Here is a 22,089-nt window from a genome sequence, read left to right on the forward strand (position 1 = left end):
ACCGATGATACCCCTGGAGGAGAAATCGGAACTGCTGTCGGTAGCTTAATGGCGTTTTCAGTCTACACTTTAATTTCCTAGTCTACAACTTTATTTTCTTCGAACCGCTGCAGCTGCCTGGCCATCTGCACCGCCTGCCGTCCGGGAACCAGGAACGTATATATGTAACGTCTAAGAACTGAGACATGGAATGGAAATCTATGTTGTTCAGACTAAGATTATCATAATTACAGCTACTCAACTTCCTGTAATCGTAGCTTCTCACCTTCTTGACCATTAGTCTCAACCCATTTTTTGTGAAGCTCAAATTTAAGGTCTAATTCATAACTTTAAAGGCCAACCTTTTTCAAAAAAAGTTCTAATAACTCGGCGTACTTCTCCTGATCTTCTTCATCAGCCCATTGGAATTGAGAAAGATCACTCTTGATAGTCTGGAGTAATCTTTTGAGTTGTGATAAGTCTCTGAAATTATTCGTTTCAATAGAATAAAGAAGCTTCAACAGATGTCCATCATACATCTCCCCAGCAAGAGGATCTTCTGATAAAATTTCTATACCCTTTTCTATACCAAGATCTATAAGCACATGTTGGCCCAACATTCTACTAACATCTTCTAAGTCAATCTCACTCATTTTCTTATTAATAAGTCTATCATACCAATGATCCAAAGGTGAATCAGACTTATCAGTCTGAATATTTTGATCTATTGAATATATTTCTTTAATTAATTTATTCATTTATTTTGTTCAGCTCCTGCATTTAAAAAAGGCCTATCTACAATCTTATAGGACGCAGGTAGGCCGCTTCATTTAAAAATCGCCTCGAAGGGCAAGGAAGTTATTGATTCACCCAAGCTTGCAAGCCTTCATCACTAATATCAATAGGTGCCTGTTTTGACATGTAGTCAGCGTTTGCCAAAGGAAATGCATAACCCCCAGCAATAATATCACCATGTCGTCTTCTAAGGGTACCTCCTCTTTCAATCAGAAGAATTAGAGGTTCGTACAAATCATGGAATTTCAATGCAATCTCATTTTCAGTATCCTGCAAGTTTAACCACTCTAGATAGGCTTCACACGTTCCTTTCATAAACGCATTTTTTAATCCACCCAACTCAGGACACTTTTCTGATATACCCAGATCACTATCAAAGCCAATTGCATGAGAAGCTTTAAAGAAAGGATACGGTGTTTCTAGATCATATAATGTAATTAGCACTGCTGCTCGTCTTATATATTCTTGTATTAGTGCCATATGGGAAGGCTCGTCTACAGTACCAGATAGATTCCAATCTATATTATTTATTCTTTCTATTCCTTTGGAAAAATAACTCATCGTTGCCTCCACTTTCCCGATTTTTTGTTTAGTATTTTTGCGATTATTTAAATGGATCAAAGCCTTCAAATGTACCATACTCCGGTTGCTCAGGTGCCTTTCTGTGTGCGCCATCATTCGGAGGTTGATCAGTATACGTTCTCTTATCATCTGACCATGACTCTATACGTCTGTACGGAATTCCCTCCCTCATTAATTTTGCTTCAGTAAGTTCATGATCGGCTAATTGTTTAAACCAATCCTTCTGGGCTTGATTGAGTTCTTTTTTCTGAGCTAATTGCCATGCATATGCTATTTCATCGTCAGGTGAGAAATGTTCTTTTTTGATCAGAATGCCTCCTGCTTTCGGAATTTCATGTTTCTCTAAAAATAAATGTTTCTTTAAATTTGTAATGTCTGAAATATTTAAACCAGTATTCTTAGCAACATCGGGAACATCCTCTAATTGCATATTCCTGATTTTATCATATGATTTCATACCGTAATCTGAAATGCTATCTTCAAAGAGGATAAGTTCATCCAACTTGTTAAACGAAGAATTCGGCATGTCATCTTTGTTGATTCTTACCACTTTATTATCATGTGTAACAATTTCAGAATAATTATCATATACAGTCACCTTTTTAGCATGTTTACGAATATCCTGTACATTATCTCCAGAGACTATTTTTCTTATCGCATTTTCAGTTTCAATGTTAGGTTTTCTTAATGCCTCTGTAGCTTTACCCTCTGTCTTACCATTCTTCGCCTTAGCAGCCTCAATATGCTGCTTAATCTTCGCCACAGCGGGATTGGAAGCTGGCAATCGATATGGCCCTTTACCACCCGGCATACTCCCGCGAACCATCTGAATCGCCATGAATATCTGACTAAACTTCAGAGAGGTCACCATCATCTGAGCATACTTATCTGATACAGGCTCTCCCGTCATAGGATGAATGCCCATCTCAAACGCCTTGATCTGTAACGCAAAAATATCTTCTCCAGGCGGTTCAACGTTCACAGCTTGCATGCGATTAAAGTCCAGATTTCCCTGATCCCTCTGATAAGCCTGAAGAGCAGCCTGATCCGCAACACCATTCTCGTTGACAGGCATCCATACCCACTTACCGAACATATTGATTTGCGCCATCCGATAGCCCTTATCACCCGAACCTGAATCACCTGTTGATTTGGTCATCATAGCTGCGGCACCGACTGCTCCAAACGCACCACCCAGACTTCCCTTCTGAGCATCTGCATCTTGGAAACGCGTGGCGATATCCTTCAATTCCTTCGATGTGTTCACCATACTCTCCAGCGCTTTATCCAGTATAGGTCGTGACTGCTCGAACTCATAGTAAAATCGCTCCTGCGTCGCGCCCATCCACATCATCTGAACAAACATGATCTGTCTCGTCAGATCACTTCGTATACTCTCCAACTGTTGTCTGGCTTGATCCACCTGATTCGATACGTGATGTAGTTGTTCAGGGGTAACTTTGATTGTACTCATACGTTTCTCCGCTCATTCGAAATAGGATTATCCTATGTTAGCAGAAGTGTAATATGTAAACTATCCGGCTAACATCCTGATTTCACCATGGTAAAAACACAAGCTGTGCTAATCATCGGTGCTATGGTCCTATATGCATATACCCACTTCAAGGCATATCCTACCAGTTTCAGTAAATACCTTTCCTACTTCATTTCCTCCAACATCACTCTATACCGTCCAATCTGCTCCGCTGTCGCCTCTTCCCGCAATGATTCCAACAATGCCGTACACCTTATAAAATACCGATCCATCCCTAGCTTATCCCCTAACCTGATTGCCTGCAAAATGAATTCCACGGCCTCTTGCGGTCTTCCCATCCACCGTTCATACAAAGCCCGCTGATAACAGTAATGGTACATATCATCGTTGTTTGAAGAATCCATTTCTCTGCCAACACCCTGTATCTGATCTTCAAACATATATAAAACCCGATCAATCTGCCACCTATGCCGCACTGCTGCTTCCGTAATCACTTTCAGACCTGCCAACCATTCCTCCGGATGCTCAAGCAAAAAGTTCACAAACTCCTCCAGCAATTGCACCTGCCCGGCTTCAATCTCAAGAGCATACCGATTCACCTGTGCCTTATGCTTGAACTCCTGAACCACCTTCATACCTACCTCATCCAGATCCTCCATCCACCCCAGTTCTGCATATTGGTCGATACATGCCCTCGCCTGATCTACCTGTCCCATCTTCTGGTGAGCCATACCCCGCATTAAGTGACTGAACCCGTAATAGTAGACCAAGGGCCGCTCGATGTGTATATGTGGTGCAGGCACTCCCTTTGACCGATACTCCTGCCGCTCTTCATGGATCGACTGCACACATTGATATAACATGTCCGCCCTCTCCATCACCTTGTTCCAATTTTCAAAAGCCACAGCCATGTCCAACATTTCACCAATGATGTCCGGTTTGAGTGACTTTAGGATAGATTTCCGCAAAGATAATCCTCCTTAATTATCCATTTTCATATAATTGTATAGATAAACCATAAGAAGATCAATATAAATTGTACTTATAAGTACTTTTATTTAAGGATACAGTTTGCACATATTAGTCTGTAAGGATTCTATAACCTCTTCTAACCTTAAGTGGAGGTGATCAAATGAGTTTACCAGAGGACGTAGGAAATCGAATACGTGAGTTAAGGAAGGCAAAAGGCTGGACTCAGGAACAACTGGCAGAAGCAGCAGGCCTTCATTACAGCTATATTGGTGGAGTTGAACGGGGAGATCGTAACATTTCATTGGAGACTCTTGAGAAAATAATGAATGGATTACAGGTTACTGCTGAAGAAATATTTAAATTCCAAGAAGACTCTGAGTACAAAAGAGCCTTGGACGAACATATAACTTTAATAAGCGGCAAAGGTACAGATACACTCATATCATTGACCAAAATCAGTAAAGAAGTTTTAAATGCTATCGAAAAATCACATAGAAGTTCCGATTAAATATAACTACATCAACATCATGTGCTAACAACAAAAAGAGTGGAGTAACCTCCCACTCTTTTCTTGTTTCTTTTTCAAACAACTTCCCGCTCAAACGCCGCAAACTCAATTCGATTTCGCCCATTCTGCTTCGCCTGGTACAACGCCTTATCCACCGCAGCGAACAGTTGGATCAAATACCCCTCTGGATTGTCTGGTACATGCTCAACCTCAAAATCCTCAAAGGACAGAATCCCAATACTAATCGTAATGGACACCTGCTTAATCTCGTGATCCACCATAATGCGGTTGGACTCCACAGCTAATCTTACGTGCTCCGCGATCTGGTTCGCCAAATCATGCTCTGTGTGTGGAAGGTAGATCATGAACTCCTCCCCGCCATAACGCGTCAGTATATCGGTACTGCGAATCGATTGTTTGACGGCTTCCGCCGTGCGAACGAGCACTTCATCCCCGATAACATGTCCGTAGCGATCATTAATCGCTTTAAAGTAATCAATATCCAGGAGCAGGAGTGAGAACGGGGTTTTATATTGAATATTGGTGCTTACTTCATGCGTCAGCTGCTGGGTCAGATATCGGCGGTTGTAGCAGTTGGTTAAACTGTCTGTAAGGGCCAATTCCTCAAGTTTGCGATTAGCCTCGGATAACTCCTGACGTATCAAGTCTAACGCCTGATTTCGCTCCTGAAGCACCTCATTCTGCCGATTCATTTCTTTCACATAGAAGCGCTCTTGGGAGACATCCTGAAACGTAAGGATATGGCCAATAGGCAACCGAGCAGGGCCAACAATTGGAGACGCCTGAAGGATGAAATGACGTTCGGTGCCACGCTCCATGACGACTTCAATTTGAGATACGATACTTCTCTTTCGCTTATACTGATCCAGAAACTTCTGGCTGCTGCCCTCTACACGAACAGACCCCAGAAACGTCTTCATATCAAAATAGTCCCCCACATGCAGATCCATAAAGGATCGGGAGGCTTTGTTCACTTCAATAATGGTTTGATTCTTATCCAATACCAGAATGCCATAAGGAATCGTATTGATCACATCCTCATGAGCAATCGAGACCAGATCGAACACATTATATCTTTTGATCACATAGACGAAGAAGAGGTCGGACAGAAATATCCCTAGCGAAGTCATGCCAGGAATGATCGGCAACCAGCGGGCTAGAACAACATTCAGAATCGCATCAATCGTAGCAAACACAGCCAATACCAAGATACCCCATAGGGTGACTTTCACCTGTTTTTTGATCATGGAGGACATCCGAGAAGAATACTGCGCCTTGAACAGGACAACGAGCGAAGATACGAAATAGATCATTAGAATAACCATCACAACCCAGAACCACGGGCCGTAATCTCGCTCGATATATCCACCCTCCAGTGAAATGACGAACCCGTTCCATGGATTTACGACCACACCTATAGCCCCGATCACCGCTGGGACAAATAGCAGAAAGGTCCCTTTTGCATTCAAACGCTCCGCATAACCGGAAATGAAGATCGTCAGCAGAAGCCAACCACTCCCAAGCAGGGATACGGCGACAAAGGATAGCGTTACATAGAATAGTTGCAATCCAGGATCATCCGTCAACGTAGACGCGAATTGGCAGAAAGGCCAGAGCATCATCAACCCATGGAACAAAAAGTAAACCTTATGTAATTTCGTAATTCTAACCGTAGCAAATACATACACACCTACACCAAACAATAGGACAAATAAAAAGAGATCATACCATACTAATGGGTTCACGAATCTTCTCCTTCTTAGATGCTACAATGACAACGTGGTTGTTCATGATTTTATCGTGATACTTATTTAGAAACTTCGATAAACACTTATATTCCATATTGCTACGCCAATCTTATTGGTTAATTTAACCATATCTTATCACACCACTATAAGGGTGAGTAGCCCATACACTGGAAGTCCGACCAACCTCTGATCGAAATCCTGATCTATTTCTGATTATTTGTGAATGCTTTTGAAGGCTTAGAGTACAAACAGGAGAGGAAGGTCATCTGCTCGGGAGATATTGGGACATTGTCATGTGATTCATATTGAGCCATCCGGCTACCGGACGGCTCTTACATTATTCGTTTACTTCATCCAGAGGGAGATTATCCGTGAATAGATCGGGGTTATCCTTGAGCATCTCCGTAATTACCTCTGCTGTCTTAGCCGCATCACATACTCTTACGACCGCATCGCCGAGCTTTCCTTTACGCATCGCACCTTCGCGAACCAGCACCTCATCTACTTTCCAGAAATGCTCTGACCATGGCAACCCACAATGTCTGCGGGACGGTACTGAAATCTGGGTTCCATCTGGTAAAACCGTATAAAGTCTCTCATGCTCGTCCGTCATTCGTCCAGGGATGTCCACCCACTCTTCGACCCCATGGATAAATGTATTCCGCTTCAAGTCAACGCCTACTAACAATATTGTCGCTTTCCGATCAAGCAGTTTCCCCCATGCCGAACCTCTCGCACACGGTGTATCGAAGAGATGATCATCCTTCGTAAACGCCTCTGCGTCCCCTCCCAGTGCCGCTACCGAGTGCGTCGGGTGCCACGAACGAACTACGCCCGGCCGTTTACGAAAAAGTTCAGGCAGAATGCCCACGCAACAGGTAGAATTTTCCACGTGGAACAATGGGTTATCCGCATTAATGGTAGACCATGTATGGGTGGGAAGCACCAGTAATCCGTCCTTCATATAGTCGCTAAAGGCATCCAACACTGTATCCGCTCCACCTTCAACCTCGCCTAAACTCTTCATTGAAGAGTGAATAAGCAACGTGCCTTGCCCATCCAAACCGAGATACTCTAGTTGCTGAATTAAACTTTCTTTTGTGTACATGTCTGTCCTCCTCCATTTCTTATCCCTTTTCGATGGAAAAGCAACTCCTTGCTCAGCTTCACATCATGCTTCCCAGCATAACAAACAAAGGGCCGAGGGTTAACCCCCGGCCGCAGACAACGAATTTGTATGAGTTCAGGCAGTAGCTGCCAATCCACTTTTACTTAATAATAACGTACTCCAGATTCACCAGCTTCGCATACGTCACGATCTGATCTGTAGTCAGGTTCAAGGATACAACCGTATGGTGACCGCCACCATTTTCGATCCATGCTTTTACCCCATCCTGGAAGTTCGGCTTCACGCTCCACAATACACGCGCTACCGGCAGGTTAGGCGCCGGAACGGTTGGCTCGAATGCAGATACTTCATTGATCAGCAATTTGTAGTGGGTACCGAAGTCTGCCATGGATACCACGACACCTTCGCCTGCTTTGCCGTCGAATACGAGACGTGCCGGATCTTCACGATCGCCAATGCCCAGTGGGGACACGATGATTCTCGGTTTCGTGCTAGCCAGTGTAGGATCTACTTCAAGCATGTGAGATTGCAGGATCGCTTCCTGTCCAGCAGCCATCTCGTATGTGTAATCTTCCATGAAGCCCGTGTTCTCGTTATGGGCCATGATTTTCAGCAAGCGATCCAGCGCAGCCGTTTTCCAGTCACCCTCACCGGCAAATCCGTACCCTTGAGCCATCAGGCGTTGTACAGCCAGACCCGGAAGCTGTTTCATGCCATGCAGATCTTCGAAGTTCGTAGTGAAGGCACTGTATCCACCTTCGTCCAGGAAACGTTTAATGGCAATTTCATAACTCGCTTGCACACGTACGCTGGCTTCCCAAGCTTCCTTGCTGTTCGTGCCATAATCGAATTCGTACAGGTCCTTATACTGAGCGATCAGATCATCGATTTCCTGCTCCGTTACGGCGTTCACGTATTGCACGAGGTCGCCGATGCCGAAGTAATCAACCGTCCATCCGAATTGGATCTGTGCTTCCACTTTATCCCCTTCGGTCACGCCCACGTTGCGCATGTTATCACCGAAGCGAGCGACTTTGAGGTTGAAGCCTTCGTTATAAGCAACTGCTACGTCCATCCAGTCTGCAACCTGCTGTTGCACTTCCGGGCGCTCCCAGTAGCCAACAACGATTTTATTTTGTTTTCTCAGACGGGCATTAATGAAGCCATATTCGCGGTCACCGTGTGCCGCTTGGTTCAGGTTCATGAAGTCCATATCGATGGTTGCCCACGGAATGCTTTCGTTGAATTGGGTTGCCAAGTGCAGCAAAGGTTTTTGCAGCAATTTCGTACCACGAATCCACATTTTCGCCGGGGAGAATGTATGCATCCATGTGATGACACCTGCTACTTCGTCGCGATAGTTGACTTCTTTCATCGTACTCGTGATTTTATCTGCGCTTACCGCCAGATCCTGCAATACGAGCGGGTACGGCAGTACGCCACTTGCATTAAGGGCATCCGTGATTTTCTGTGCATTGGCTTTTACTTCGCCCAGTGCTTCTTCTCCGTACAAGTGCTGTGAACCGACCACAAACCAGAATTCTTTTGCTGCTGACATATAATCATCCTCATTTCATTATTTTATAGTTGAACTAATGGGTTTACACTAGCACACTGCGCAGCCAGAATAATCTTTCGATCGCTGGTTATCCCCGGATTTTTTTGATTCCCTTTTTTAAAGGGAAAATCCTGTGATAAAGGCGAACGCTCCGCTTCTCCAGCTTTCTTCTGTCTTCTCCGTTATCGTGTAAAAAGTATAGGTTGAACAAATCATTCCCACACTAATCCACTTGTAAGCCAGAACATGCTTCCAGTCACTGTTATAACCAAATTACTTCTGTCCGTAATACGCGTCTTTTCCGTGTTTTCGCAGATAGTGTTTATCCAAGATGCCTTGTGGCAGTTCTTTCGCGAAGTTATTTAACTGCCGCGCGTACAGGTTCATTTTGCACACTTCCTCCAGCACGACACTGTTCACCACTGCAGACTTGGCATCTTTCCCCCACGTAAACGGTGCGTGACCATGGAGCAACACTGCCGGAACCGCCATAACATCAATCCCACGCTGTTCAAACGTTTCAATAATGACGCGCCCTGTCTCCGCTTCGTATCCGCGATCAACCTCGTCCTGATTCAGGAAACGCGCACAAGGTACCGCCCCATAGAAGGTATCTGCATGCGTGGTGCCCATCACAGGTACGTCCAGTCCGGCTTGCGCCCAGATGGTCGCCCATGTGGAGTGCGTGTGCACGATGCCGCCAATCTCCGAGTAATGCTTATATAGTACGGCATGTGTTGCGGTGTCCGAGGAAGGTCTCATCTCACCCTCCACCACGTTACCATCCAGATCGACCACAACCATGTCGCTTGCTTTCATCGTATCGTAGCTGACACCACTCGGTTTAATAACGAACAGACCGCTTTCCCGATCAATTGCACTAACGTTACCCCATGTGAATTTCACGAGTCCGTGCTTTGGCAGTTCCAGATTCGCCTGGAATACCTCTTCTTTCAGTTGCTCTAACATATTATTCCCTCCCGTTCTCTAATAGTGCGTGTTCAAAAAGTCGGTTTTCAGTACCGAGAAGATGGGATGAAGCTAGAAATGGAGTAGCGGAGCGTAGATAGAGCTACGTGAGCAACGGACATTTCGGCTGAATTCCATATTCGATGTTGATGATGCCACTAGGCATCCTTCGTAATCAAAAGCGTCTTTTTGAACAACCTATACCAGATGATCTACAGCTGCCTGCTCAATTGTGAGTCCACTCCGGTAGCGTTCGATAAATGCTTCAAACCCTTTCACATCCGATGCATCCGGCGCCACTTCGACTCCCTCAACATCGTTAAAGACCTTCTGCTCCAGGAACACATCCAGGCTCTCCTCTTGATCCTTGTTGATCATGTACGAAGCCAGAAGTGCCATACCCCATGCGCCGCCTTCACCAGCAGTAGACATTACCGATACGGGCACGTTCATCGCAGCAGCTACAATCCGTTGTCCAACAACAGGGGTTTTGAATAGGCCACCATGAGCCAAAATACTGTCAATGGCCACATTCTCTTCCTCTGTCAAAATGTCCATACCAAGCTTGAGTGCACCGAAGGCACTGAACAGATGTGTCCGCATAAAGTTCGCCAGATTGAAGTTGCTTTCCGGGGAGCGGACGAACAATGGACGGCCTTTCTCAAGTCCCGTAATGTTCTCACCTGAGTAATAACCGTAGCTGAGCAAGCCGCCACCATCTGGGTCTGCCTCCAAAGCCTTGTTAAACAACACGCTAAACAACTTGCCGTTATCCACTTCATATCCCATCGCTTGAGAGAATTCACGGAACAATCCAACCCATGCGTTGATATCACTGGAACAGTTGTTGGCATGTACCATCCCTACTGGACTGCCATCTGGCGTGGTGACCATATCGATCTCGGGATACACTTTGGATAATTCCTTCTCCAGTACGATCATCGCAAATACGGATGTGCCGACGGAGATGTTCCCCGTACGTTTTCTCACGCTATTCGTTGCCACCATACCCGTTCCAGCATCGCCTTCTGGCGGGCAAAGTGGAATGCCTGCTTGCAGATCTTGCGAAGGGTCGAGCAACTTGGCTCCCGCTTCCGTTAATGCACCTGCCTGCTCACCAGCGAGATATACCTTGGGAAGAAGGTCCTCGACTTTCCATGGATAACCTTTGCCTGCAATCTGTTCGTCGAACTGTTGAATCATGGATGGGTGATAGTTATGTGTAGACTCGTCAATTGGGAAAATACCTGAAGCATCGCCGATCCCAATCGCCTTATTGCCCGTTAGCAACCAGTGGATGTATCCAGCCAAGGTTGTCAGGTGATCGATCCGTGGCAGATGCGCCTCTTCGTTCAAAATCGCTTGGTACAAGTGGGCGATACTCCAACGTTCCGGAATATTGAATTGCAGAAGTTCCGTCAGCTCTCTTGCAGCTGCTCCCGTAGTAGCGTTACGCCAGGTGCGGAAAGGTACCAGCAGTTCGCCTGCGCTATCCAATGCGATATATCCATGCATCATGGCCGAGAATCCAATAGAACCGACCGTTCGCAGCGTGACTCCGTATTTCTGTTCCACATCTTGCTTCATCTCACGATAAGCCGTTTGCAGACCTTTGATGATATCCTCCTGGTTGTACGTCCAATATCCATCTTTCAGAAGGTTCTCCCATTCATAACTGCCTGAAGCGATGGTTTCAAAACGTTCGTCAATCAACACCGCCTTAATCCGCGTTGATCCAAATTCAATTCCAAGTGAAGTAGCGCCCTTGGTAATGGCTTCTTTCAAGTCCAATTGACTCATAATCACGTGTATCCCCTCTCCGGTCGCGATTTTACATCCCAAAAGATGCGTATATAAGGTGAAGCTTTTACTTATGGCAATAGCTAATAATGAATTTTGTATAAAAGGTTGTTCAAAAAGTCTGTGTTTTCAAAGAATACGCTTTCCTTTTCTGACAGCCTTAGTATATTTTTTGTACGTACATTTGTCAATAATATATAATAGTTATACTTACAAAGTACACATATTGCACTCTATTTGACCATTCAAAGGTCTTAAATAGCTATATAATGGCTATGCTGTAAGGTACACCTCTATGCAATAAGTCCGAATATGTACGGTTCAGTTCGAAAAATGTTCTGTTTTGTTTTCATCCCAACTGAATCATGATAAAATATGTACGTACAACTATTTGAACAACAACGTTTATATAGATGAGTAACGATGAAAGAAGTGGACTACGTGAAGCCAAAATACCAGGTCATCATTGATGATATAAAGAGTCATATCCTCTCGGGGACATATAGCATAGGCGAACAGATTCCAACAGAGTCCGCATTACAGGACAGCTACAACGTAAGTCGCCAGACGGTGCGGAAAGCCATTTTGGAGTTATCGAACGAGGGGTTTTTACGAAGTGAAAAGGGTTCAGGAACCTACGTTAGTAATCAGTACCGATCACGATCAGGCGGTCATACCTCGAAGAAAACGATCGGTGTAATCACGACATACATCTCGGATTACATCTTTCCTTCCATTATTCGCGGCATCGAGAGTCGTCTGAATGAGGACAACTACTCGTTACTGCTGGCCAGCACCAATAATGATGTGGCACAGGAGAAAAAAGCCCTCGAAATGATGCTCTCCTACGGCGTGGATGGTCTGATTGTCGAACCAACCAAAAGTAATCTGTATAATCCCAATATTGCATACTATCTGTCGTTCAAGGAGCAGGATGTGCCGTTTACGATGATTAATGCGTTCTATGAGGAGCTGGAGGTTCCGTTCTTCTGCCTGGATGACGTGCAATCCAGCTATCTTGCCACTCGGGAATTGATCTCCAAAGGCCATACCCAGATCGGCATTATTGCCAAAATGGATGACCTACAAGGAAAGTACCGGTTGAAGGGGTACATTAAGGCATTGGGTGAAGCGAAGTTACGGTTCCATCCTGAGCAAGTACTCTCCTTTGATACAGCATCAAAACCAGAGTTATCTTCTAATGTAGCAACGTATCTGGACGAAAACAGAGATGCGCTTACCGCGATCGTCTGTTATAACGATGAGGTGGGACTGGAGGTCGTGCACGCCTGTAGGCAACTGGGCATCTCGATCCCGGATGAGTTATCCATCATTGGGCAGGACAATTCGTACATCGCCAAGAACGCCAACATAAGGCTAACAACGCTAACCCATCCCCAAGAACAAATGGGCCGCGATGCTGCCGACTGGGTGATCAAAAATCTGCAAGGCAAAAAGGATCTGCCGACGAACACCTACTATCAACCCGTGCTGGTTGAAGGAGAGACGGTGAAGGAGATCGAAGTGGAATAACATTGGTCTGGAACGGAGCGATAAAGGTGTTTCAGAGCGTTTCTGTCCAACATGCATGAAGAAGGCCGTTAGAATCATCTGCGGCCTTCTTTGTTCTTGTTTAATATAATTTGGAATCAACTTTTTCCTACATATATATCTTCTCTAATAGAAACTACTTCGTCTGATCCGCTTCATCACTCACCAAACTTACAATAACGCCTTTCTTCCCCCAAAAATATAACCCTAATATGATATGAGCCTTTACAATTTTTTCATTGACACTCCCTTTGAATAAAAGATATATTTATTGATGTTGATAATCATTATCAGATACATAAAACGTTTTATATATTTACTTGTTCACATCCTCATGGATGTAATAGATCAACCCGGATATTCAGCACCATCAAATATATTTTAAGATTCAGGAAGGGGAAACACATGAACACAAAGAGAAAGCTTTCCTTAACAACATTACTTCTATCACTGGTCTTCATCTTGGCATTGGTAGGTTGTGGCAACCAAACAGCTGAGCCAGCAGCAACTCCTGCTGCAAGTGATTCGACAGCTCCAGCTACAGAAACACCAGCCGCTACAGATGAGAATGCCGGATATCCAATTACAATCAAGCATGCTTTGGGTGAAACGGTTATTGAGAAAAAGCCTGAACGTGTAGCTACTGTACAATGGGCGAACCAAGATGTCGTTCTCGCGCTTGGACAAGTTCCTGTAGGCTTCTCGGCAGCTAACTTCGGTGTTCAGGATGACAGCGGACTGCTGCCTTGGACAGCTAAGAAACTCGATGAACTCGGCGTAACAGACCCGAACGTTTTCCAAGATACAGATGGACTTGATTTTGAAGCGATTTCCGATTCCAATCCAGATGTCATTCTTGCAGCATACTCCGGTATCACTCAGGAAGATTATGATCTTCTTAGTGAAATTGCTCCGGTTGTAGCCTATCCAACGGCTCCATGGGCAACAACATGGCGTGAACAGGTTACTTTCAATGCGAAGGGTATGGGAATGGAAGCAGAAGGTGAGCAATTGATCAAAGATACTGAGGCCATGGTCAACGAAAAATTAGCCGCATATCCTCAGATCAAAGACAAAAAAGTGGTTTGGGTTAACTTCTCCGCTGAAGACATGTCCAAACTTCATATCTATACACCTGTAGATTCCCGCGTGGCCTTTCTTGGTGAGCTGGGATTGGTTGTCCCAGAGAGTATTACCAGCCAGATTGAAGATCCTAACAGCTACTCCCTGAGTCTAAGTGCAGAGAATGCTGAGGCTCTTAATGATGCAGATATCCTCGTTGGTTATGGTAATGCCGAGTTGCTGAAAGCCATTCAGGCTGATCCACTGCTAGGTAAAATCCCTGCGGTTAAACGTGGTTCCGTAGCATTCATTGAAGCAGACACACCTTTGGTTGCTGCTGGAACGCCAAACCCGCTGTCCATTTCCTATACTATTGATGATTACCTGAAATTGATTAGTGGAGCCATCGACAAGATCAATGAATAGTACATCGCTTTCGAACGATAATCGAATACGAGCACATGTCCCCAAGAACTTCATCTTGGTGTTAGTCATTTGTTTCATTCTGCTTGCTGCAACTATGATTGCCTCACTGGTCTTCGGCTCTAGACCCGTGAGGTTTCATGAGTTAATCGACGGATTATTTCACCCAGAGGTAGACTCATATGGGGCAAACATCGTGCGCAAACGGATCTCCCGAACGGTCTTCAGTTTGTTATGCGGAGTAGCACTCGGCGTGTCAGGAGCACTTATGCAAGCCGTTACCCGGAACCCGCTTGCCGACCCAAGCATATTGGGCGTCAATACAGGGGCATCCCTGTTTGTGGTGATGGGTATTGCATTCCTGAACATCAGCAGCGCCAATCAATATATCTGGCTGGCACTAGCTGGAGCGGCAATAACGGCCGTGTTCGTATTCGGAATTGGCTCAATGGGGCGTGGCGGAGCCACGCCCATTAAGCTTGTTTTAGCCGGAGCGGCCATAAGTGCCGCGCTCTCCTCACTCGTCACCGCCATTATGATCCCTCGCTCCTATGTCATGGACCAGTTCAGGTTCTGGCAAGTGGGCAGCGTAGGATCGGCAACCTGGAGTGGAATCAGTACGTTCATCCCTTTCCTGGTCATTGGGGTACTTATTGCATTTCTGACGGCGCCCGCCCTGAACGCGCTGGCCCTGGGTGACGATGTTGCGACAGGACTCGGTGTTCGCACAGGTACGCTTCGATTCATTGCGGCTCTTGCAGGGGTTTTGTTGTGTGGTGCAGCTACTGCACTTGCTGGGCCTATTGGTTTCATCGGATTGTTATCTACACACGTCATACGCCTTATACTGGGTCCTGACTTACGTTTTGTCATACCTATGTCAGCGGTAGCTGGAGCGATCATTCTAACCATATCCGATGTCGGTGGCAGACTCATCAGCAACCCTGGAGAGCTTGAAGTTGGTGTCGTTACTGCCTTTATAGGGGCTCCAATACTAATCATCCTCTCGATGCGATCGAAAGTGCGTTCATTATGAGAGATCAGTCGATTGAATTTATTATGGCGGGCAGACGTCATCGACGTCGCCGCTGGACACTTGTCACCAGTCTCCTTGCCATACTTGCATGTGCTCTTTGCTGCGCCATGCTTTTGCTCGGCAACACAATCTATCCGGTTAAAGATGTCATCAGCTCCCTTGCGGGAGAGAAGATCAAAGGTGTGTCTTTTGCCGTGAATACGATACGTCTACCAAGAATGCTCACAGGTCTCTTTGCCGGATTCGCCTTCGGCATTGCAGGTTATACCTTCCAGACCATGTTGCGGAATCCGCTGGCGAATCCTAATGTCATCGGGATCACGTCAGGTTCAAGCGCTGCCGCTGTGTTCTGTATCGTCGTACTTCATGCAAGCGGAGCCATTGTTTCCTTAGCTTCAGTGATTGCAGGTCTGGCTACGGTGATGTTCATATATGTACTCTCCAGAGGAAAAGTGTTCTCCATCGGACGGTTAATACTTATCGGGATTGGTATTCAAGCTATGCTTGATGCGGTGATCTCTTACCTCCTGCTGGTTAGTTCTGAAAAAGATATTCCTGCCGCAATTCGATGGCTCACAGGCAGTCTGAACGGATCTCAGATGAGTGCACTACCACCTCTCGTGATTACCGTACTAATCTGCTCACCCATCATCATGATGCTGGGTAAACATCTCAGTATATTGGAACTCGGAGAACAATCGGCATTTTCACTAGGTGTAGATACGGACAAAACCAGAATTGCACTTATTGTCAGTTCCGTCTGCATGGTTGCCATTGCTATCGCGACTACAGGTCCGATTGCCTTTGTCTCTTTCCTTGCGGGACCTATTGCGAAGAGGCTCGTAGGTGTTGGCTCCTCGAACATCCTCCCGGCAGGTCTGGTTGGCGTTAATCTGGTCCTGGCCTCCGACCTCATCGGACAGTTTGCTTTTGAGTACAGATTCCCCGTAGGCGTCATTACTGGATTACTCGGAGCACCGTATCTGATCTTCCTGTTAATCCGAATGAATCGTAAGGGGGAGTTATAATGAAACCGACACATGTATTTGAAGCGAAACAACTCGTTGCGGGATATGAAAATAAAACGATTATCCACGGTGTGGACATTGTCATACCGAGTAATAAAATTAGCGTCATTATTGGCTCTAACGGCTGCGGTAAGTCTACCCTTTTGAAAACGATGGCCAGGCTCATTAAGCCTACTTCGGGCAGCATTACGCTGGACGGCAAAGCCATTGGCAAAATCCCGCCCAAGCAATTGGCTCGGGTGATCGGATTACTCCCGCAGTCTCCCATTGTTCCGGAAGGCATTTCGGTAGCCGATCTGGTGGGTCGTGGAAGGTTCCCACACCAATCCTTGTTCAGTGGGTGGACCAAGAAGGATTATGAGGCTGTGGCCGAAGCCATGACCATCATGAACATCACCGAGTTTGCCAATCACAATATTGATGAACTCTCAGGCGGCCAACGTCAGCGTGTGTGGATTGCTATGGCGCTGGCGCAACAGACGGATATCCTGTTTCTCGATGAGCCGACGACCTTCTTGGACATCACCTATCAAGTCGAGATTCTGGACCTGCTTACGGAGCTGAATCGCAAACACGGAACGACCATTGTGATGGTACTGCACGATATCAACTTATCAGCGCGATATGCGGATCATATCTTTGCGCTTCATACCGGAAAGCTTGTGGCTCAGGGTAAACCTTCAGAGGTAATAACCGCCCCACAAGTGAAAGACATTTTCGGATTGGAATGTACGGTCATTGAAGATCCCGTTTCAGGATCACCGATGGTGGTGCCCAAAGGGCGATATCATGCGAGATAGACGAATAGCGGCAGTTGAGACAAAGATCCCTTTGTCCTAACTGTCGCTTCTTATTTTTACGCCTATACCGTTTTAGCTAAAAAGCGAATAGTCACCGAGGTCCCCTGACCTTTTGCGCTGTGATATTCGATCGTTCCCTCATACTTTTCCACGATATTATAGCAGATCATTAATCCAAGCCCCGTCCCATTTGTTTTCAATGAATAAAACGGAGTCCCCAGTGACTTCACCTCTTCCTCAGTCATGCCGTTTCCCTGATCCGATATTCTTATCTCTACCCATTGCTTCACTCGCTTCGCTGTTACTTGGACGGTTGTACCCGCATCCGAAGCTTCCAGCGCATTTTTGATAAGATTGATCAGCAACTGCTTGAACTCAATTGTATTAATAAGAATTATGCAATCCTCATCCACCTGCACATCCATATGTTTGTCCGACAACATCGCATAGGAGCTGAGCAGACCCATCACACCTTCAAGGACCTTCCTCACATCGAGCTTCTCTGGTCTCAGTTCTCTATTGGGTTTGGCAAGGGTCAGGAACTGAGAGGTCACCTGCTCTACGGTATTCAATTCATCAATCATTAAGGCAAACTTATTCCTCACCGGCTGCTCAAAAGAGGGATCTTCTCGATATAGCTGCAGAAAACCTCGCACCACCGTCACTGGATTACGAATCTCATGGGCAACAGCAGCTGTTAGATGAGCGATCATCTTCAAACGCTCTGATTGTTGTAATTGCTCAAAATAAAGTTCCTGCTTTCTCATTTGAGAAAAGGTCAGATGAAAAATGAGAAATAAAATGACCTGACTGCCCATAATATTGATAAAATTGCCTGCCACATCCGTATGTATATATGCATACTCATTCCCTTGGTTATACAGAAGATTGTAACCAAACGTAATGAGGAGCAATATTCCATTAAGAATTAACGAGAAATAAAATAATTTCAGATCATAGAACAGGATGGCGAGTGCTGGGAGTAGACATATGAGAATATAGGTTGTCCACGATTCGGGATATAAAATAGCAAGCGTATAGAAGTATGTAAATCCGATAAGAATGATGCTCAATCTGAAGGGAAACGTCTCAACCTTGGGGTACACCAATAAACATACGGCAAGAACGGTTACGCATAGGCAGTGGATAATATAACCTACCGTAATCCCGTTCAATTCTGTCGTGGACAGGATTAATCCCGATAACATCAGAGCAATAATCACTAGCATAGAAATATAATACGTTTTCCGATTCATCTGACTGTGCAATTCTTTCATGAATTCACCACTTTTAAATGGATTTCTACAGTATCATTGTATCTTATTTGGCGACCTGCATACTATGGGCCATGATCAAACATCCACTCCGAAAAAAGATTACAATGAAAAGCCATACGGATGATGTCCGTACGGCTATTTGGCAGTTGTTTTTGTTCATGCATAACATATGATGACTGACCATTGAAGATGCGAATGTTACTTCCAAAGCTCTTCGGCAATTTCCTTAATGAACGCAAGCTTGCGCCATTGTTGTTCCTCGGTCAGATGGTTGCCTTCTTCCGTGGAAGCGAAGCCACATTGTGGGCTCAGGCAGATTCGATCCAGATCAACATATTGTTTGGCTTCCTCGATCCGTTTCAGGATATCTTCCTTGTTCTCCAGCTCTCCGAATTTGGAAGAGAAGAGTCCAAGTACGACCTGTTGATTATCCTTCAGGAAACGAAGTGGCTTGAAATCCCCAGCCCGTTCCGTATCGAACTCCAGGTAGAAGCCAGAGTAGTTATCGATGCTCAGAAGTGTCTGCGCAATTGGCTCGTATCCCCCACCGACTCCTGCAAATGTCGATACATAGTTACCGCGGCAGACATGGGTCGTTACCACGAGATCTTCCGGCAGGCCGGATACCACTTCTTCGTTCAGTTTTGCGAGTTCGTTTGCATACTCTTCCACATTGACGCCAATCTGCTCCATCACTGTGATGAACTGTTGATCACATAGTGCGCCCCAAGTGCAATCATCGATCTGGATACTGCGGCATCCAGCTTCATAGAAGGCCAGAATGGATGCTTTGTATGCCCCAGCAATGTCCGAAAGAAGCTCTTGGCGGTTCGGATAGACAGCCTGTGTGCTTTCCTTATTATCTGCCCGGTCCAATTCGAATAGGAACTGTGCGGCCGCTGGAATGGATTGACGGGCAACAACGTCGTCGCCAGCCGTATCTTTTAAGAAGGCATAATGCGCTACAAATGGGTGATTGCTGTAGCTTATTTTGCCAGTCAGACGAGCTGTCTCCGGTCTGGATGTTGCACCGTTGAATCGATAGCCCTCATCAATGATTGTCCGCTCTACGCCATCCAGTCCCCAGAAGAAGTCCAGATGCCACCAAGAGCGACGGAATTCACCGTCCGTTACAGCCTGAAGACCAACCTCTTTTTGTTTCTGTACGAGTTTCACAATCTCAGCGTTCTCTACTTCATTCAACTGTTCCGTGGTAATTTCGCCGTTCTGGTATTTTAATCTGGCATCTTTCAACGCACTTGGGCGCAGGAAACTGCCAACAATATCATATCGAAATGGAGTGACGGTTCTTTGTTTAGGTTCGGTTTGTATGTTCATAGGTTAATCTCCCCGTTTATCATTATAGAATTAAATATAACATATCCGATCGGATTTATCGTTCTACGAAAGAGCTATAGCCTGTTATAGGTTTTAGCTATAACAGGCTATATTTAAGGAGACTCTATGTTGACCTTAACAGCACTTCAACGCCTATGATCTCACGTCAAAGTAAGAACGATCTGATCCCCGGAACGGGTGATTTTGTAGATACCCTCTTTCATGTCGATGCCATAATGCTTTTTCAGCAACCACTTGGCGTTAAGATCCGTCTCGACGACCACCAGATAATCGTAGCCGCTCAACAGATTGTCCATATTATCCTCATAGAACAACACGATCCCATCCACATGTGGAGCATACAAGAAATACTTTCCTACATATTGCATGTAATAGTTCGTGACCTGCTGGTCCCTGTCCGAGGCGTAGAAAAGATATCTGTTATTATCCTCCTGCCCTCCCTGGTACCACCGATCACCAGTAACCGCATGAATCTTGTAAGGGAGCGTTGTATCATAGCTTTGGGCTATGGAGACGATACCATTGTATTCAGACAAAAGAATCGTGGCAGCAACCGCCATACAACCGATAATCCCTTTTTGATAGTGACCCTTCGACTCAACCGTCTTAAAGGCTTGATAATCAGGCACTTCACCAATCCTATAGTGGAATGAACGTTCCAGGTCGATCGCAGCGCACAACACCAGCCCACCGGCGAACAGCACCACGATACTCGATGCATAACGCTCAAACCCAGCCAGGACAATCGCCTCATCCAGTGGCATGGAGAAGAGATACAACGCCAGTATGCCTGCATAGTACAGTAACAGTACAACATCCAATGCTATCAATGCTTTCCACAGGTTCCACTTCTTCTTGAGCACAACAACGGCAAATACCGAAGCTGCGATCGCGATAAGCTGGAAAAGAACAATTCCGATCACTGGGCGCGTCGTCAGATCCGTACTGGACTTCAAGAAAAGCCATAGAATCTCACGCATCTGCTCTGACGTCTTGCCGGCCTGAATTCCCGTGGTAGCCACATCGAACTTGTTATCAATCCCTTGGAATACCGTCGCCATACGCCAGCTCCAGCCGAAGTAAGGAATCAGTGCTCCACAGATCGTACCCACCACAGCGAGCGCCGTTTTCCAACTGAACTTTTGCCGATGCTTTAGCCACGTATATACCAGGAAGATGAGACCGATGGCTGCGAAAATAACCCCTGTGCTTTTGATAATGGTCAGCAATCCCGCAAGCGGGAGAACAACAATACATGCTTTTTTTATCTCATTACGATACTGGTAAACGACCGCCAGGATGGCGAGCGCGTAGATCGGAAGCAAGAAGTCTACAAGTAAGTTGGTGATCCGAATCGTAAGGTTGAAAAATGAAAGCGTAGATAACCCAAGTCCGAGAAAAGCATACAGAAGAAAGCGTTTCTTCTCCGAAACGATGCCAAACATGGCATAAAAGCAGGAAAAGATAAGTAGACCTTGTGCCAAAAGCATCACGGACTGGGAATGTCCCATGAAGCGACAGACATAATAAATAAATGACGAAGTCCCCAGCGGATAGTTTTTAAAATCAATCAGGCTGGAGTCTGGCGTCGGAAAAGCATCTGTGCTCAACATCTGCTTCAATACGATAGCCCAGTGGGAAAAATTATCGTAGTGTGTTAATTGGTTCTGAAAGAGTACCAGCAAGAAAACAAAAGTCCCTGCTAGAAATGAAAACTGGAATAAGGAAAAAGACATGCGAAAAGAGGTTCCTCGGCGTAATCCGAGAAGCACCATTCCCCCATACAAAAGCAAACCTACAATCAGAATGACAAGGCTGCCCGTAAAGAGCTGCCCTGCCAAACCACTAAGAAAAACAAGACAAGCAACCGAGGAAAACACAAATACGGGGATGAACTCCCAACGTAGGGAAAGTGCCTTCCGTACAAACTGCATATAGCCAAGAAAGGAGAATATCAATAAAACTCCCATCACAAGTTGAAGCATAATGAGCATCTC

The 22,089-nt window shown here is 45.5% G+C and carries 18 protein-coding genes; 6 read left to right on the top strand and 12 right to left on the bottom strand.

All coding sequences use genetic code 11. The features are described from left to right. Window positions 1–329: 329 nt before the first annotated feature. The 4 genes from AC4G47_RS29980 to AC4G47_RS29995 form a co-directional block, all read right to left on the bottom strand. Complete coding sequence (locus tag AC4G47_RS29980; protein ID WP_491104167.1) at window positions 330–737, bottom strand: contact-dependent growth inhibition system immunity protein; 408 nt, start codon at window positions 735–737, stop codon at window positions 330–332. 100 nt (window positions 738–837) lie between these two features. Then, window positions 838–1,404, bottom strand: a complete 567-nt coding sequence (locus AC4G47_RS29985) for a hypothetical protein (protein WP_491104169.1) — start codon at window positions 1,402–1,404, stop codon at window positions 838–840. Then, entirely contained in the window at window positions 1,379–2,830 is a 1,452-nt protein-coding gene (locus tag AC4G47_RS29990) for a WXG100 family type VII secretion target (RefSeq protein ID WP_491104171.1), read from the bottom strand. The genes AC4G47_RS29985 and AC4G47_RS29990 overlap by 26 nt, the downstream gene beginning before the upstream one ends. Before the next feature lie 185 nt (window positions 2,831–3,015). Beyond that, entirely contained in the window at window positions 3,016–3,819 is an 804-nt protein-coding gene (locus tag AC4G47_RS29995) for a DNA-binding protein (protein ID WP_491104173.1), read from the bottom strand. Between the two features lie 164 nt (window positions 3,820–3,983). Between AC4G47_RS29995 and AC4G47_RS30000 the strand changes: the two genes are divergently transcribed. Continuing rightward, window positions 3,984–4,331 carry a helix-turn-helix domain-containing protein gene (locus AC4G47_RS30000; RefSeq protein WP_491104175.1) on the top strand — a complete coding sequence of 116 codons (348 nt, stop codon included), beginning with the start codon at window positions 3,984–3,986 and terminating at the stop codon, window positions 4,329–4,331. 74 nt (window positions 4,332–4,405) lie between these two features. Here AC4G47_RS30000 and AC4G47_RS30005 read toward each other — a convergent pair whose 3' ends face one another. From AC4G47_RS30005 to AC4G47_RS30025, 5 genes are all read right to left on the bottom strand, one after another. Beyond that, window positions 4,406–6,097: a histidine kinase N-terminal 7TM domain-containing diguanylate cyclase gene (locus tag AC4G47_RS30005; protein ID WP_491104177.1), complete on the bottom strand. Its 1,692-nt coding sequence runs from the start codon at window positions 6,095–6,097 to the stop codon at window positions 4,406–4,408. 340 nt (window positions 6,098–6,437) lie between these two features. Next, window positions 6,438–7,208, bottom strand: coding sequence for an AAC(3) family N-acetyltransferase (locus AC4G47_RS30010; RefSeq protein ID WP_491104179.1), 771 nt, complete (start codon window positions 7,206–7,208; stop codon window positions 6,438–6,440). A gap of 160 nt (window positions 7,209–7,368) precedes the next feature. Continuing rightward, window positions 7,369–8,787, bottom strand: a complete 1,419-nt coding sequence (gene araA / locus AC4G47_RS30015) for an L-arabinose isomerase (RefSeq protein ID WP_491104180.1) — start codon at window positions 8,785–8,787, stop codon at window positions 7,369–7,371. 273 nt (window positions 8,788–9,060) lie between these two features. After that, window positions 9,061–9,756, bottom strand: coding sequence for an L-ribulose-5-phosphate 4-epimerase (locus tag AC4G47_RS30020; protein ID WP_036611813.1), 696 nt, complete (start codon window positions 9,754–9,756; stop codon window positions 9,061–9,063). 198 nt (window positions 9,757–9,954) lie between these two features. Then, a complete protein-coding gene (locus AC4G47_RS30025) occupies window positions 9,955–11,556 on the bottom strand; it encodes a xylulokinase (protein WP_491104181.1) in 1,602 nt (533 codons plus the stop codon). 441 nt (window positions 11,557–11,997) lie between these two features. On the opposite strand from AC4G47_RS30025, the gene AC4G47_RS30030 reads away from it, so the two are divergent. The 5 genes from AC4G47_RS30030 (at window position 11,998) to AC4G47_RS30050 (ending at window position 17,456) form a co-directional block, all read left to right on the top strand. Then, the gene (locus tag AC4G47_RS30030) at window positions 11,998–13,089 is read left to right on the top strand and encodes a GntR family transcriptional regulator (RefSeq protein ID WP_491106834.1); all 1,092 of its coding nucleotides are present in this window, start codon (window positions 11,998–12,000) and stop codon (window positions 13,087–13,089) included. A gap of 423 nt (window positions 13,090–13,512) precedes the next feature. Then, the gene (locus AC4G47_RS30035; protein WP_491104182.1) at window positions 13,513–14,595 is read left to right on the top strand and encodes an iron-siderophore ABC transporter substrate-binding protein; all 1,083 of its coding nucleotides are present in this window, start codon (window positions 13,513–13,515) and stop codon (window positions 14,593–14,595) included. Further along, window positions 14,588–15,628: a FecCD family ABC transporter permease gene (locus tag AC4G47_RS30040; RefSeq protein ID WP_491104183.1), complete on the top strand. Its 1,041-nt coding sequence runs from the start codon at window positions 14,588–14,590 to the stop codon at window positions 15,626–15,628. The genes AC4G47_RS30035 and AC4G47_RS30040 overlap by 8 nt, the downstream gene beginning before the upstream one ends. Beyond that, window positions 15,625–16,656 carry a FecCD family ABC transporter permease gene (locus tag AC4G47_RS30045; protein ID WP_491104185.1) on the top strand — a complete coding sequence of 344 codons (1,032 nt, stop codon included), beginning with the start codon at window positions 15,625–15,627 and terminating at the stop codon, window positions 16,654–16,656. The genes AC4G47_RS30040 and AC4G47_RS30045 overlap by 4 nt, the downstream gene beginning before the upstream one ends. Beyond that, entirely contained in the window at window positions 16,656–17,456 is an 801-nt protein-coding gene (locus AC4G47_RS30050) for an ABC transporter ATP-binding protein (protein WP_491104186.1), read from the top strand. Before AC4G47_RS30045 ends, AC4G47_RS30050 begins: the two co-directional genes overlap by 1 nt. A gap of 62 nt (window positions 17,457–17,518) precedes the next feature. Here the strand turns inward: AC4G47_RS30050 and AC4G47_RS30055 are convergent, their stop codons facing one another. The 3 genes from AC4G47_RS30055 to AC4G47_RS30065 form a co-directional block, all read right to left on the bottom strand. Further along, window positions 17,519–18,733, bottom strand: a complete 1,215-nt coding sequence (locus tag AC4G47_RS30055; protein ID WP_491104187.1) for an ATP-binding protein — start codon at window positions 18,731–18,733, stop codon at window positions 17,519–17,521. Window positions 18,734–18,931: 198 nt separating this feature from the next. Continuing rightward, the gene (locus AC4G47_RS30060) at window positions 18,932–20,071 is read right to left on the bottom strand and encodes a 5-methyltetrahydropteroyltriglutamate--homocysteine S-methyltransferase (RefSeq protein WP_491104189.1); all 1,140 of its coding nucleotides are present in this window, start codon (window positions 20,069–20,071) and stop codon (window positions 18,932–18,934) included. Between the two features lie 161 nt (window positions 20,072–20,232). Beyond that, on the bottom strand, window positions 20,233–22,086 hold the full coding sequence (locus AC4G47_RS30065; protein WP_491104190.1) for a hypothetical protein: 1,854 nt from the start codon (window positions 22,084–22,086) through the stop codon (window positions 20,233–20,235). Window positions 22,087–22,089 lie beyond the last annotated feature (3 nt).

The organism is Paenibacillus sp. Negev47 (assembly GCF_058313655.1).